The sequence below is a fragment of the Pseudomonas sp. GM25 genome, from assembly GCF_000282255.1.
GTDB classification, from domain to species: Bacteria; Pseudomonadota; Gammaproteobacteria; order Pseudomonadales; family Pseudomonadaceae; genus Aquipseudomonas; species Aquipseudomonas aphyarum.
In genome coordinates this window covers 17,223-31,534 of sequence record NZ_AKJQ01000078.1, presented here as the reverse complement: position 1 = coordinate 31,534, position 14,312 = coordinate 17,223, and the positions used below count along the sequence as shown (strand labels likewise).

The window sequence follows — 14,312 nt, the reverse complement described above, 5'->3', positions numbered from 1 at the left end:
CCAGGCCCTAACATTAGCTCATTGAAGCCATTGCACAGCGCTTCCCAGCAGATTACACAAAGTACGGCGGGCCGCGATATTGGAATGATGGCATTTTGGCCTTTGTCACAGATTTCTCAGCCATACAGACATATTTCGGCGCTGCGCTTAGTATCGGGCGACGTAGTTCAAGGAATCGGAAGATGACAATCGAGTGGGTCTGCAAACATCACAGCGATCTGGGACTGGAGCAGCTGTACGCCATTTTGAAGTTGCGCTCGGAAGTGTTCGTGGTCGAACAGCGCTGCGCGTACCTGGATCCGGACGGTCAGGATCTGGACGGCGACACCTGCCATCTGATGGGCTGGGACGGTGATCAGCTGGTGGCGTACCTGCGCCTGCTGGACCCGGAATCCCAGGGTGGCGACGTGGTGATCGGCCGCGTGCTGACCGCTCCGGCCGGGCGCGGCAAAGGGTTGGGGCATGAAATGATGGAGCAGGCGCTGAAACAGGCCGATAAGCGTTGGCCTGAAGTGCCGATCTATCTGTCGGCGCAGGCGCATTTGCAGGGGTATTACGGGCGCTACGGGTTTGTGGTGGCAGGTGAGGAATATCTTGAGGATGACATTCCGCATATTGGTATGCGGCGGTCTTGAGATTTCCCCTTCGCGGGCTTGCCCGCGAAGGGACTGCTCAAGTCAGGGATACTCAAGAACAACCTTGATCTGCCGCAAATTCCGCTCGATCCACCCCCGATCAATCGCCCCCCACTCGCGAATCCGATAACGCCCCGCATGATTGCGCGCGCCCTCTTCCTGTTCGAACTCACAGACGATATCCAGATCCGCCAGCGCCGCAATCGTGTCCTGCGCCGTGCGCCGGGGCATGCCGGTGACCTCGGTCAGCGCTGGCACGCTGCTCGCCAAGCCGCTGTCGATCAGGTACGCCACGTACAAGCGCCGGTAGAAACTGCTCTTGGTCTTGCTTACGTCCATGCATGCGCTCCGTTGTTTGATCTTTTATTGCATGTCTCGCCAGGTCAGGTACACCCGCAGGTCGAACTCGACCTGGTGGTAGCCCGGCAGCATGTGCTCACATAACTTATAGAACGCCTTGTTGTGATCCGACTCCTTGAAGTGCGCCAGCTCGTGCACGACGATCATCTTCAGAAACTCCGGCGCGGCGTCCTTGAACAGCGAGGCGATGCGAATCTCTTTCTTGGCCTTGAGCTTGCCGCCCTGCACCCGCGACACCGTGGTGTGCAGGCCGAGGGCGCGGTGAGTCAGGTCGAGGCGGTTGTCGAACAGCACCTTGTCGATGGCCGGGGCGTTGCGCAGGTATTCCTGCTTCAAGTCCAGCGCGTAGCCGTACAACGCCTTGTCGCTCTGCACATCGTGGCGGCCCGGATAGCGTTGGCTCAGGTAATCACCGAGGCGGTTGTCGGCGATCAATTGGCGCACCTGATCCTGCAGATTCGCGGGATAGGCCTGGAGGTATTTCAACGCAGTCATGGGGCGGCACGGGTCATGAAAAGGCCGCCAGTGTAGCGAATTCAACCGGCCAACGCGCTCCAGTCGAACGGCTCGGTAAAGCGTGCGGTGTCCTCGGCGACCAACGGCCGCGCCACCAGGAACCCTTGCACGTACTCGCAACCATGGGCTTGCAGCCACTGATATTGCTCGACGGTTTCCACGCCTTCGGCAATCACCAGCAAGCCGTATTCCTTGCACAGGTCGATGACCGTGCGCACCAGCGAAGCGTCGCGAGACGAGTCCGGCAATCGGGCGATCAGGTGCCGATCGAGCTTGAGGGTGTCCAGTTCCAGATCGCGCAAATGCGACAGCGAGCAGGACCCGGAACCGAAATCGTCCAGCGCCACCCGCACCCCGAGATTGCGCAGCAGCTTCAGCTGTTTGCGGGTCTCGTCCGGATTGATCGTCAGCGCCTCTTCGGTCACTTCCACTTCCATCTGGTGCGGCTGCAAACCATGGCGCTCCAGCACCTGGCGCAACTCGGTGACCAGATTTGGCAGGCCGAACTGGGTGTTGCTCAGGCTCACGCCGATCACCAGATCCTTGGAGAACTCGGCCTCCCAGGCCTTACGCTGCCCGGCGCTGCGATGATAAATCCAGCTGCCGAGCCGGCTGATCAGCGTCGCCTCCTCCAGCAACGGCAGGAACAACCCCGGCGGTACGTCGCCGACGCTCGGGTGTTGCCAGCGCAGCAGGGCCTCGAAACCACGAATCCGGCCGTCGCCAATCGCCACTTGCGGCTGATACACCAGATTGAAATCCCGGTTCTCGATGGCGTTGCGCACACTTTCTTCCAGCATCAGCCGTGAGCGCGCGCGGCCGTTCATTTCATGATCGTAAAAGCGATATTGCTGACGCCCGGCACGCTTGGCTTCGTACATGGCGATGTCCGAGGCGCGCATCAAACCGTCGAGGTTGTTGCCGCAATCCGGGTACGTGGCGATGCCGATACTGGCACCCAGCGCGATATCGAGGCCTTCGATCTGCTGACAGATCGACACCCGCTCGATGAGTTTCTCGGCAATCTTCGCCGCTTGTTCGGGGAATTCCAGATCCAGCAGCGCGGTGAATTCATCACCGCCCATCCGCGCCAGAATGTCGAATGGCCGCAGGCAGGCTTTCAGTTGTTCGGAGACCCAGCGCAACACCCGGTCCCCGGCATCATGGCCGAGGGAATCATTGACTCTTTTGAACCCGTCGAGATCGAGGTACATCAGCACCCAACTACTGTCCGTGCGCTCGCCGCGCAACAGCAGGTTTTCCACAGTCTGGTAAAAACCTCGGCGATTGAGCAGCCCGGTCAACGGATCGGTGACCGCCTGAAATTCCAGCTGCTGATGCAGATGGCGCACCACCGACATGTCCAGCACCGTCACCACCATCGCGTGCTGTTCACTCGGCAGCGGCGCGCAGGACAAGGCCACCGGCACTTGCTGGCCCGGCGCGGTACGCAGCAACGCGTCGTGTAAGCGCAACGTCTCGCCGCGTTTGTAACTGGCATAAAACTCGGAATCGGCCCACAGCGGAATGTGCGGTTTCTGCAGGAAATCGAGAAACTCCTGCCCTTCCAGTTCCTTCACCGGCGCATTCAGCAGCCGGGAAATCGCCGGGTTGGCGAAGCGGATCAAGCCATCCTCGGCCAACACCAGAATCCCTTCGGCCGCGTTATCCAGCACCGACGCATTGAAGGCCCGCGCCGATTCCAGATCCTGACTCAAACGCTGCAAGGCCCGGCGATTGCGCTGGTGCTCCAGCAACGCCTGGACTTTGGGCTTGAGAATCTGTGGATCGAACGGTTTGAACAGGTAATCCACCGCGCCGCTGGCGTAGCCCTTGATCACGGCATCCTGGGACTGCTCGTTGGCGGTGAGGAAAATGATCGGGGTCAGGCGCGTGCGCTGACTGCCGCGCATCAGCCGCGCGACTTCGAAACCGTCCATGCCCGGCATCTGCACATCCAGCAGCACCAGATCGACGTCGTGTTCGAGCAGCAGACTGAGGGCTTCGAAACCGGAAGCCGCGGTCATCACCTGCCAGTCCTGGCGCTGCAGCAACGCGCGCATGCTGATCAGATTTTCAGGGTAATCATCAACGATCAAAAGGACTGAGCTGCCTTCACCTGGCTGGGGTTGCGCGCATTCCATGCTGCTTCTCTTGTCGGGACATCTCGTGTCGGGGCATCTCGGATCAGTGTTCCGGGCGGTTTCTCGTGAAAACCGTACAGTCACTGAGCCTTCACTCTAGTCCGGGATCTGTAAAAGCAATAGCTGTCATCCAGCCATCATTTAACCAAACCGATAGGCAGCCGACTAACGGTCACCGCTGAAGCCCCCGAAAACCGGGAAAGATGGCATTTCGACAGGATGTTGACGCCAATCATCCGCCAGACGGCCGTTAACAAAAAATCCCTCTACGCTTATAAAGGCCGCCCCCAAGACCCGCGGGCTAGAGCTTCTGGCACGCGCGTGCAACAGCAACAGAGTGGAAGAACCGACATGATCGACCTCGCAACCTGGAACCTCAGCGTTCCCGTTGGCAGCCCGCCCTACACCGTCGAAACCTCCAAACTGGTGAACGGCTTCAAGGATCAGTACTTCCATTCCGACACCGGCACCCTGTTCTTCTGGTCCCCGGTGACCGGCTCGAAAACCGAAAACGCCATCTACCCGCGCACCGAACTGCGCGAAACCTACAGCAACGGCACCTTGCGCAACTGGTACTACCCGGACGCCGACAACCTGCTGCGCGCGACCCTCTCGGTCAACAAGGTGCCCAGCTCCGGCAAGATCGTCATCGGCCAGATCCACGCCTATGAAAGCCAGAAGCCGATGCTCAAGCTTGAGTACCAGTACAAAGACAAAACCGAGACCGGCAACCTGGTGATCAAACTGCGCACCCATCCGGATCAGGACGAAAGCCGCGTCATCACCCTCGCCACCGGGATCAAACTCAATCGCGAGTTCAACTACCTCATTCACCTGAGCCCGGGCGGTGCGCTGGGCGTGAGTGCGGCCGGGTATCAGTGGGATTCGCAGATCAGCGCGACGTGGCGCAACAAACCGCTGTATTTCAAGGCGGGCGTGTATGTGCAGGACAACACCGGGTACACGAGTGAAGGTGGGCAGGTGACGTTCAGCAAGCTGGATATCGATCACGATAAATAGCGGCCGCGCGACCGTTTAAGGCTTCTGTTTAAAGGCAATTCGCGAAACGTCCCGAAGCCTACAACGGCTTGCGTCGCTGCCTACCGGTACGCCAGAATCCGCCGGCTTGTGCGCCTGGAGGGCCGTCGGTAACTTGATTCCGGTCACTGATTCGCAGTGATCGGGTTTAGTAGCCCGGCAACTCCACCGTCGTACAAGCGTCCTTCAGTCAGGCCTGGCCTGTACTTGATGGTGGCTGTGCGCATGGCGCCTTCGGGTGCGCCGGGATTTGGTGGTGTTGCCCGGTCTACTAACTTGCGTACAGCCGCCACCCTTTCGTGTAGTAGCGGATTGGTTGTGGCCCTATCGGGAATCCACCAAATGTTCAAACCTACGCCCAATCCTCCAGATATTGATCTGGCCTCCCCCTACGAATCCCTCGATTCCAAAAAACTCAACGAAGCCGCTGAACGCGCCCTCGACCACTACCTCTGCCCCGGCGCCCGCATCATGGCCACGGTCAACGAACCCGACCGCATGTACTTTGCCAACCCCGCCTACAACACCGAATCCCTGCTGGCCAACGCCAGCGAAACCCTCGGCTCCGCCAGCGAAATGCTCAACAACTTCGCCGCCACCCTCCCTCCCGCCGACCGCAAGACCGCGATAGGCATTGCGCAGTTGGTAATGCTTGGAGAGCTGGCGGTGAATCAGGCGCTGGATCACGTGGAGCCGAACTAGGAACCCTCGTTCATCCGACAAAATCGGCTCAAAAAAAACCCGCCTCACGGCGGGTTTCTTTCAAATCAGCTAAACCCCCAGTCTCAATTGACCTTGGCGTTCAACTCACCTTTCAGATAACGCTGATACATGCTTTCCAGCGAGATCGGCTTGATCTTCGAAGCGTTGCCGGCAGTACCGAAAGCTTCGTAACGAGCGATACATACATCGCGCATCGCCTTCACGGTTTCGCCGAAGAATTTACGCGGGTCGAACTCGCTCGGGTTGGTGGCCATCAGGCGACGCATGGCGCCGGTGGATGCCAGACGCAGGTCGGTGTCGATGTTGACCTTGCGCACGCCGTGCTTGATGCCTTCGACGATTTCTTCAACCGGTACGCCGTAGGTTTCTTTGATGTCGCCGCCGTACTGGTTGATGATCGCCAGCCACTCTTGTGGAACCGACGAGGAACCGTGCATCACCAGGTGGGTGTTCGGGATGCGTTTGTGGATTTCCTTGATGCGGTCGATCGCCAGCACGTCGCCGGTAGGTGGCTTGGTGAACTTGTAGGCGCCGTGGCTGGTGCCGATGGCGATGGCCAGGGCATCAACCTGGGTCTTCTTGACGAAGTCAGCGGCTTCTTCCGGGTCGGTCAGCATCTGGCTGTGATCCAGAACGCCTTCGGCGCCGATGCCGTCTTCTTCACCGGCCATGCCGGTTTCCAGCGAACCCAGGCAGCCCAGCTCGCCTTCGACCGAAACGCCGCAGGCGTGAGCCATGGCGACGGTTTGTTGGGTCACGCGGACGTTGTATTCATAGTCGGTCGGGGTCTTGCCGTCTTCGCCGAGGGAGCCGTCCATCATGACCGAGCTGAAGCCCAGCTGGATCGAGCGCTGGCAGACGTCAGGGCTGGTGCCGTGGTCCTGGTGCATGCACACCGGAATGTGCGGGAATTCTTCGATGGCCGCCAGGATCAGGTGACGCAGGAACGGGGCGCCGGCGTATTTGCGGGCACCGGCCGAAGCCTGAACGATCACCGGGGAGTCAGTCTTGTCAGCGGCTTCCATGATGGCGCGCATCTGCTCAAGGTTGTTGACGTTGAAGGCTGGAACGCCGTAGCCGAACTCGGCTGCGTGGTCCAGCATCTGGCGCATGCTGATAAGTGCCATTGTGTGTCTCTCTCCCGGTTTGGGTCGTTAATCGTGCCAGCCTGCCGGAGCGGCGGCGGCTATTCAAGTGATTGCAGATCGGGGGTTGAGGCCCGGCCTGGTGATTCGATAAAGCAAATTCTGTTTTATTCGGCTTTGCAGCCCCGACCGATCAAATCATTGGTGGCGACCCAGTAAACCAGGCCTTCCTCACCTTTCATGTGAAACGCCAGCATGTCATCGCTGTACAACGCGCCCGAGGCGCCCGGCTCTTCTTTCAGGCGATAGACCTGATCGCCGCCGCCCAGGCGCACATCGACTTCCTTGCGGGCGGCATCGGTGAAGCGCCACAGCACCTTGGCCTGGCTGTCGCAGGTCCAGGTGGTCCAGTTATCCACAGGGGCGGACGACTGGAACGGGTTCCACTGCGCGCAACCACCCAACAATCCCAGTGCCGCAACGGCGATCAAGCCTTTCATCCGTGTTCCTCGACCGGCAGCGCACGCCGCCGGACTTGAGTAAAGAGTCAGACCGGTCAAGGACAACCATGTTCCTTGGCCGGGGTTTGCGTCTCGTATTTGTCCAGACCGTCCGGGCCCGAGCGCTTGTTCAGCACCGGGTTGGTTTCGGCCTGCCAGTCGGCCTGGTAGCAGCCTTTCTGTGCCTCGCCCGGTGCCGGTGTCGGCTCGGCCTTCGGGTTACTCCCGCAGGCCGCCAACGTACCGGTCAGCAGCAACAGCGCTAACGACTTGACCATCTGAACACTCCTTTGCCTGGCCAATCGGGCGGCCTCAGGCCTTGGCCCGGCTTTCCAGGACTTCAACGGCCGGCAGCACCTTGCCTTCGACGAATTCGAGGAACGCGCCACCGCCGGTGGAAATGTAGGAGATCTTTTCAGCCACGCCATATTTATCGATGGCCGCCAGGGTGTCGCCACCGCCGGCAATCGAGAACGCCGCGCTGTCCGCGATGGCCTGGGCCAGCACTTTGGTGCCGTTGCCGAACTGGTCGAATTCGAACACGCCGACCGGGCCGTTCCACAGGATGGTTTTCGACGACTTCAGCAGTTCGGCGAAGTTGGCCGCGGTTTGCGGGCCGATGTCGAGGATCATGTCGTCGGCAGCGACGTCAGCGATCAGTTTCACGGTCGCTTCGGCGCTTTCAGCGAATTCCTTGGCAACCACCACGTCGACCGGCAGCGGCACGCTGACCTTGGCGGCAATGGCGCGAGCGGTGTCCAGCAGGTCCGGCTCGTACAGCGACTTGCCGACCGGGTGACCGGCCGCAGCGAGGAAGGTGTTGGCGATGCCGCCGCCGACGATCAGTTGATCGCAGATCTGGCTCAGGCTGTTCAGCACGTCGAGTTTGGTCGAGACCTTGGAACCGGCAACGATGGCCGCCATCGGCTTGGCCGGGGCGCCCAGGGCTTTGCCCAGTGCGTCCAGCTCAGCAGCCAGCAGCGGGCCGGCAGCGGCGATTTTGGCGAACTTGGCGACGCCGTGGGTCGAACCTTCTGCGCGGTGAGCGGTGCCGAAAGCGTCCATCACGAACACGTCGCACAGGGCGGCGTATTGCTGGGCCAGTTCGTCGGCGTTCTTTTTCTCGCCCTTGTTGAAGCGCACGTTTTCGAACAGCACGATGTCGCCGGCCTTGACGTCAACGCCGCCCAGGTAATCAGCCACCAGCGGCACTTCGCGGCCCAGGGCCTTGCTCAGGTAGTCAGCGACAGGCTTGAGACTGTTCTCGGCAGAGAATTCGCCTTCGGTCGGACGACCCAGGTGCGAGCAGACCATCACGGCCGCGCCTTTTTCCAGGGCCAGCTTGATGGTCGGCAGCGAAGCCAGGATACGCGCATCGCTGGTGACAACACCGTCCTTGACTGGGACGTTGAGGTCTTCGCGGATCAATACGCGCTTACCTTGCAGATCGAGGTCGGACATCTTCAACACGGTCATGGGTCGCACTTCCTACGGTTTTTTTGAAGTCGCTGTTTGCAGATAGTGTTCTGCAACATCCAGCATTCGGTTGGCAAAACCCCATTCGTTGTCGAACCAGGCCAGGATGTTCACCAGCCGTGGGCCGGAAACGCGGGTCTGACTGGCATCGACGATGGCCGAATGTGGGTCATGGTTGAAATCACAACTTGCGTGAGGCAATTCGGTGTAGGCCAACAGACCTTTGAGCGGGCCGCTGGTGGCGGCGTCGCGCAGAATCCGGTTGACCTCGCCGGCGTCGGTGTCGCTCGCGGTCTGCATCGTGATGTCGAGGCAGGACACGTTGACCGTCGGCACGCGTACGGCTTTGGCCTGAATTCGCCCGGCAAGTTCCGGCAGCAGGCGCTCGATACCACGCGCCAGACCGGTGGACACCGGGATCACCGACTGGAACGCCGAACGGGTGCGGCGCAGGTCTTCGTGGTGATAGGCGTCGATCACCGGCTGATCGTTCATCGCCGAGTGAATCGTGGTGATCGACACGTAATCCAGGCCGACCGCCTGATCCAGCAGACGCAACAGCGGCACGCCGCAGTTGGTAGTGCAGGAGGCGTTGGACACCAGCAGTTCGTCGCCGGTCAGGCAATCCTGATTGACGCCGTAGACGATGGTGGCGTCGACATCCGCCTCGCTGGCCATCGGCTGCGAAAACAGCACACGCGGCGCGCCGGCGTCGAGGAAACGCTGGCCGTCTGCGCGGGTGTGGTAGGCGCCGGAGCATTCGAGCACCAGATCGACGCCCAGCGACGCCCAATCGATGCCTTCGGGGGTGGCACTGCGCAGGACCTTCACACAGTCGCCATTAATATGCAGACAATCGCCGTCGACCTTCACTTCGCCGGGGAACCGGCCGTGGGTGGAGTCGAAGCGTGTCAGGTATTCGATGCTGGCCATGTCGGCCAGATCGTTGATCGCGACAATTTCAAACCCTGCCGCCGAGCCTCGCTCGAACAACGCACGCAAGACGCAACGACCAATCCGGCCGTAGCCGTTGAGTGCAACTTTGTAGGGACGCGGTTGAGGCATGGGGTTCTCGATTACCGTGGTGTATCCGTTATTGCATTGTTGTTCGAACCACCGCTATCGCGAGCAGGCTCGCTCCCACATTGGGTCTTTGCTGTGAACACTGTTTGTGTCACACAACAAATTCCCTGTGGGAGCGAGCCTGCTCGCGATTGGCGGCAGCTCAATCAACACAACTTCTGGATCAGTCTTCCAGCAGCTCTTCAGCCTGACCCAGGATGTTTTCCAGGGTGAAGCCGAACTCTTCGAACAGTGCCGAAGCCGGAGCCGATTCGCCGTAGGTGGTCATGCCGATCACGCGACCTTCCAGACCCACGTACTTGAACCAGAAGTCGGCGTGGGCCGCTTCGATCGCGATACGCGCGCCAACCTGCAACGGCAGGACCGATTGCTTGTAGCTGGCGTCCTGAGCGTCGAACGCGCTGGTGCATGGCATGGAAACCACGCGCACCTTGCGGCCCTGCTCGGTCAGTTTGTCGTAGGCCTGAACGGCCAGACCGACTTCCGAACCGGTAGCGATCAGGATCAGCTCAGGCTCGCCTGCGCAGTCTTTCAGCACGTAACCACCACGGCGGATGTCGGCGATCTGGTCGGCATCACGGGTTTGGTGCTGCAGGTTCTGACGCGAGAAGATCAGCGCCGACGGGCCGTCCTTGCGCTCCAGGGCGTTTTTCCAGGCCACGGCCGATTCAACGGCATCGGCTGGACGCCAGGTGTCGAGGTTCGGCGTGCTGCGCAGGCTGGTCAGTTGCTCGATCGGCTGGTGCGTCGGGCCGTCTTCGCCCAGACCGATGGAGTCGTGGGTGTAGACGTGGATCACGCGCTGCTTCATCAGAGCGGACATGCGCACGGCGTTGCGGGCGTATTCCATGAACATCAGGAAGGTCGCGCCGTAAGGCACCAGACCGCCGTGCAGGGCAACGCCGTTCATGATCGCGGTCATGCCGAATTCACGCACGCCGTAGTACATGTAGTTGCCGCTGGCGTCTTCGGCGCTGACGCCTTTGCAGCCTTTCCACAGGGTCAGGTTGGAACCGGCCAGGTCAGCCGAACCGCCCAGCACTTCCGGCAGTAGCGGGCCGAACGCGTTCAGGGCGTTCTGGCTGGCTTTACGGCTGGCGATGGTTTCGCCTTTGGCCGCAACGTCGGCGATGTAAGCGTCAGCCTTCTCGGAGAAGTCGGCCGGCAGCTCGCCGCTCAGGCGACGGATCAGTTCGTTGGCTTCGGTCGGGAACGCGGCGGAGTAAGCAGCGAAACGCTGATCCCACTCGGCTTCGGCGGCGCGGCCTTTTTCCTTGGCATCCCACTCGGCATAGATGTCGGCCGGGATTTCGAACGGGCCGTGGTTCCAGTTCAGCGCCTGACGGGTCAGGGCGATTTCCGCGTCACCCAGCGGGGCGCCGTGGCAATCTTCCTTGCCTTGCTTGTTCGGCGAACCGAAACCGATGGTGGTCTTGCAGCAGATCAGGGTCGGCAGCGGGCTCTTGCGAGCGGTCTCGATGGCGGTCTTGATCTCTTCCGGATCGTGACCGTCGACGTTGCGGATCACTTGCCAGTTGTACGATTCGAAACGCTTCGGCGTGTCATCGGTGAACCAGCCTTCGACTTCGCCGTCGATGGAGATGCCGTTGTCATCGTAGAAGGCAATCAGCTTGCCCAGACCCAGAGTGCCGGCCAGGGAAGCGACTTCGTGGGAAATGCCTTCCATCATGCAGCCATCACCCAGGAACACGTAGGTGTGGTGGTCGACGATGTTGTGGCCAGGACGGTTGAACTGCGCGCCCAGTACCTTTTCAGCCAGGGCGAAGCCCACAGCGTTGGCCAGACCCTGACCCAGCGGGCCGGTGGTGGTTTCAACGCCCGGGGTGTAACCGAATTCCGGGTGGCCCGGGGTGCGGCTGTGCAGTTGACGGAATTGCTTCAGGTCGTCGATCGACAGGTCGTAGCCGGTCAGGTGCAGCAGCGAATAGATCAACATCGAGCCGTGGCCGTTGGACAGCACGAAGCGGTCACGGTCGGCGAACGATGGATTGCTCGGGTTGTGCTTGAGGTAGTCGCGCCAAAGCACTTCGGCGATATCTGCCATACCCATAGGGGCACCGGGATGGCCGCTGTTGGCTTTTTGCACGGCATCCATGCTGAGGGCACGAATGGCGTTGGCACGCTCACGACGGCTAGGCATCGCTGATCTCCTGGGTGTGAATAGATTGAAACGGAAAAAAGGAGGGCATTTTCCCTCACCCGAGCGCCTCGGGGCAATGACAGATAGTCATCCGAAGGCGTTTTTCCCATGGATAACATCGGTTTCGGTTGGTGAAACCTTTCCGCTGTTCGTTTGTAGAGTTAACCGGGCGGTGAGAAGTGCAATCGAATGCGCCATCCATCGAGCAATATCAAAACATTTTGATATAGACCTTGCGATGCTTTCCGGCCGTCACTAGACTGCCAGCCCTATGAACTTACGCGTGCCTTCCATTCGCCATGACGATTGCGACGAGCTGGCGGCCCTGTGCAAGGCCGGCGGCGATCCGCTGCGGCTGAATGTATTGCGCGCCCTGGCCAACGACTCGTTCGGCGTACTGGAACTGGCGCAGATTTTCGATATCGGCCAGTCCGGCATGAGCCATCACCTTAAAGTGCTGGCGCAGGCGGATCTGGTGGCGACTCGCCGCGAAGGCAATGCGGTGTTCTATCGCCGCGCCCTGCCCCACACCGAGTTGCTGGGCGGCAAGTTGCACGCGGCGTTGTTAGAAGAAGTCGACAATCTGGCGCTGCCGGCTGACGTGGAAACCCGGATTGCACAGGTTCACGGGCAACGTGCGGCCAACAGCCAGGACTTTTTCGCCCGGGTCGCGGAGAAATTCCGCGCCCAGCAGGATTTGATTGCCGGCCTGCCGCAGTACCGTGAAAGCGTGCTGGCCCTGCTCGACAAACTGAATTTCAATGGCGCTGCCACGGCCATTGAAGTCGGCCCCGGCGATGGTGCATTCCTGCCGGAACTGGCGCGTCGCTTCGGCACCGTAACCGCACTGGACAACAGCGCGGCGATGCTCGAACTGGCCCGTCAGGTATGTGAACGTGAACAGCTGGCTAACGTCAGCCTGCAATTGGCCGATGCATTGAATGGCGTAAGTCTTCAGGCCGATTGCGTGGTGTTGAACATGGTGTTGCACCATTTCGCCGCGCCGGCCGAAGCGCTCAAGCACATGGCCAGCCTGCTGCAACCGGGCGGTAGCCTGCTCGTGACAGAGTTATGTAGCCACAACCAGAGTTGGGCCAGGGAGGCCTGCGGTGATCTGTGGTTGGGGTTTGAACAGGACGATCTGGCCCGTTGGGCCACCGCTGCGGGACTCGTTCCCGGGGAAAGCCTCTATGTAGGCTTACGTAATGGTTTCCAGATCCAGGTCCGCCATTTTCAGCGACCGGCTGGCGACACTCACCATCGGTAAATTCAGGAAAACATCGAGATGAGCGAATACTCCCTCTTCACCTCCGAGTCCGTGTCTGAAGGACATCCGGACAAAATCGCCGACCAGATTTCCGATGCAGTGCTGGACGCCATCATCGCCCAGGACAAGCACGCACGCGTTGCCGTGGAAACCCTGGTCAAGACTGGCGTGGCCATCGTTGCCGGTGAAGTGACCACCAGCGCCTGGGTCGACCTGGAGCAGATCGTTCGTGACGTGATTTGCGACATCGGCTACACCAGCTCCGACGTCGGCTTCGACGGCGCGACCTGCGGCGTGATGAACATCATCGGCAAGCAGTCCCCTGACATCAACCAGGGTGTTGACCGTGCCAAGCCTGAAGATCAGGGCGCCGGCGACCAGGGCCTGATGTTCGGCTACGCCAGCAACGAAACCGACGTGCTGATGCCAGCACCGATCACCTTCTCGCACCAGCTGGTGCAGCGTCAGGCCGAAGCCCGTAAATCGGGCCTGCTGCCTTGGCTGCGTCCGGACGCCAAGTCGCAAGTGACCTGCCGTTACGAAGGCGGCAAGGTTGTCGGTATCGACGCCGTGGTTCTGTCGACCCAGCACAACCCTGAAGTGTCGTACAACGACCTGCGCGAAGGCGTGATGGAGCTGATCGTCAAGCACGTGCTGCCTGCCGAACTGCTGAGCAAGGACACCCAGTTCCACATCAACCCGACCGGCCAGTTCATCATTGGCGGCCCGGTAGGTGACTGCGGTCTGACCGGTCGCAAGATCATCGTCGACAGCTACGGCGGCATGGCCCGTCACGGCGGCGGCGCGTTCTCCGGTAAAGATCCATCCAAGGTTGACCGTTCGGCTGCCTACGCTGGCCGTTATGTTGCCAAGAACATCGTGGCTGCCGGCCTGGCTGAGCGTTGCGAGATCCAGGTTTCCTACGCGATCGGTGTGGCCCAGCCTACCTCGATCTCGCTGAACACCTTCGGCACCGGCAAGATCAGCGATGACAAGATCATCAAACTGGTCCGCGAAGTGTTCGACCTGCGTCCATACGCGATCACCACCATGCTCGACCTGCTGCACCCGATGTACCAGGAAACCGCAGCCTACGGCCACTTCGGTCGTGCTCCGCAGACCAAGACCGTTGGCGAAGACACCTTCACCACGTTCACCTGGGAAAAAACCGACCGCGCCGACGCTCTGCGTTCCGCTGCCGGCCTGTAATTTTCCTGGCGGTACAAGAAGCCCCGCACGGTCCGCCGTGCGGGGCTTTTTCATTCGTACTCCGTGGGAGCGAGCTTGCTCGCGAAGAGGCCCGAATCAGCGACATCACATTCGG

The 14,312-nt window shown here is 60.6% G+C and carries 14 protein-coding genes; 5 read left to right on the top strand and 9 right to left on the bottom strand.

Going from position 1 to position 14,312, the window contains the following annotated elements; genetic code table 11:
- The first annotated feature begins 182 nt into the window (after positions 1-182).
- Entirely contained in the window at positions 183-635 is a 453-nt protein-coding gene (locus tag PMI24_RS26905) for a GNAT family N-acetyltransferase (protein ID WP_007959724.1), read from the top strand.
- A 42-nt stretch (positions 636-677) separates the two neighbouring features.
- Here PMI24_RS26905 and PMI24_RS26900 read toward each other — a convergent pair whose 3' ends face one another.
- Genes PMI24_RS26900 through PMI24_RS26890 form a run of 3 tightly spaced genes read right to left on the bottom strand, consistent with a single transcriptional unit; the run spans position 678 to position 3,655 of the window.
- Complete coding sequence (locus tag PMI24_RS26900; RefSeq protein ID WP_007959722.1) at positions 678-974, bottom strand: winged helix-turn-helix domain-containing protein; 297 nt, start codon at positions 972-974, stop codon at positions 678-680.
- Positions 975-998: 24 nt separating this feature from the next.
- Positions 999-1,490, bottom strand: coding sequence for a M48 metallopeptidase family protein (locus tag PMI24_RS26895; RefSeq protein ID WP_007959720.1), 492 nt, complete (start codon positions 1,488-1,490; stop codon positions 999-1,001).
- Positions 1,491-1,531: 41 nt separating this feature from the next.
- Positions 1,532-3,655 (bottom strand): putative bifunctional diguanylate cyclase/phosphodiesterase, encoded by a 2,124-nt coding sequence (locus tag PMI24_RS26890; protein ID WP_007959719.1) that lies wholly within the window; start codon positions 3,653-3,655, stop codon positions 1,532-1,534.
- Positions 3,656-4,006: 351 nt separating this feature from the next.
- Between PMI24_RS26890 and PMI24_RS26885 the strand changes: the two genes are divergently transcribed.
- Positions 4,007-4,675: a polysaccharide lyase family 7 protein gene (locus PMI24_RS26885; RefSeq protein WP_007959711.1), complete on the top strand. Its 669-nt coding sequence runs from the start codon at positions 4,007-4,009 to the stop codon at positions 4,673-4,675.
- Between the two features lie 360 nt (positions 4,676-5,035).
- Positions 5,036-5,395 carry a DUF6124 family protein gene (locus PMI24_RS26880; RefSeq protein WP_007959709.1) on the top strand — a complete coding sequence of 120 codons (360 nt, stop codon included), beginning with the start codon at positions 5,036-5,038 and terminating at the stop codon, positions 5,393-5,395.
- Between the two features lie 83 nt (positions 5,396-5,478).
- On the opposite strand, the gene fba is transcribed toward PMI24_RS26880, so the two are convergent.
- The 6 genes from fba to tkt all read right to left on the bottom strand — a co-directional run bounded on the left by fba (position 5,479) and on the right by tkt (position 11,721).
- On the bottom strand, positions 5,479-6,543 hold the full coding sequence (fba, locus tag PMI24_RS26875) for a class II fructose-bisphosphate aldolase (RefSeq protein WP_007959708.1): 1,065 nt from the start codon (positions 6,541-6,543) through the stop codon (positions 5,479-5,481).
- Between the two features lie 125 nt (positions 6,544-6,668).
- Positions 6,669-7,001: an MliC family protein gene (locus PMI24_RS26870; RefSeq protein ID WP_007959707.1), complete on the bottom strand. Its 333-nt coding sequence runs from the start codon at positions 6,999-7,001 to the stop codon at positions 6,669-6,671.
- Between the two features lie 56 nt (positions 7,002-7,057).
- Positions 7,058-7,279, bottom strand: coding sequence for a hypothetical protein (locus PMI24_RS26865; RefSeq protein ID WP_007959706.1), 222 nt, complete (start codon positions 7,277-7,279; stop codon positions 7,058-7,060).
- 34 nt (positions 7,280-7,313) lie between these two features.
- Positions 7,314-8,477, bottom strand: coding sequence for a phosphoglycerate kinase (locus PMI24_RS26860; protein WP_007959705.1), 1,164 nt, complete (start codon positions 8,475-8,477; stop codon positions 7,314-7,316).
- Between the two features lie 12 nt (positions 8,478-8,489).
- The gene (gene epd / locus PMI24_RS26855) at positions 8,490-9,542 is read right to left on the bottom strand and encodes an erythrose-4-phosphate dehydrogenase (protein ID WP_007959703.1); all 1,053 of its coding nucleotides are present in this window, start codon (positions 9,540-9,542) and stop codon (positions 8,490-8,492) included.
- A gap of 181 nt (positions 9,543-9,723) precedes the next feature.
- Positions 9,724-11,721, bottom strand: coding sequence for a transketolase (gene tkt / locus PMI24_RS26850; protein ID WP_007959701.1), 1,998 nt, complete (start codon positions 11,719-11,721; stop codon positions 9,724-9,726).
- 271 nt (positions 11,722-11,992) lie between these two features.
- On the opposite strand from tkt, the gene PMI24_RS26845 reads away from it, so the two are divergent.
- Positions 11,993-12,988 carry an ArsR/SmtB family transcription factor gene (locus PMI24_RS26845; RefSeq protein WP_007959700.1) on the top strand — a complete coding sequence of 332 codons (996 nt, stop codon included), beginning with the start codon at positions 11,993-11,995 and terminating at the stop codon, positions 12,986-12,988.
- Positions 12,989-13,006: 18 nt separating this feature from the next.
- On the top strand, positions 13,007-14,197 hold the full coding sequence (metK, locus tag PMI24_RS26840) for a methionine adenosyltransferase (RefSeq protein WP_007959699.1): 1,191 nt from the start codon (positions 13,007-13,009) through the stop codon (positions 14,195-14,197).
- The last annotated feature ends 115 nt before the right edge of the window (positions 14,198-14,312 follow it).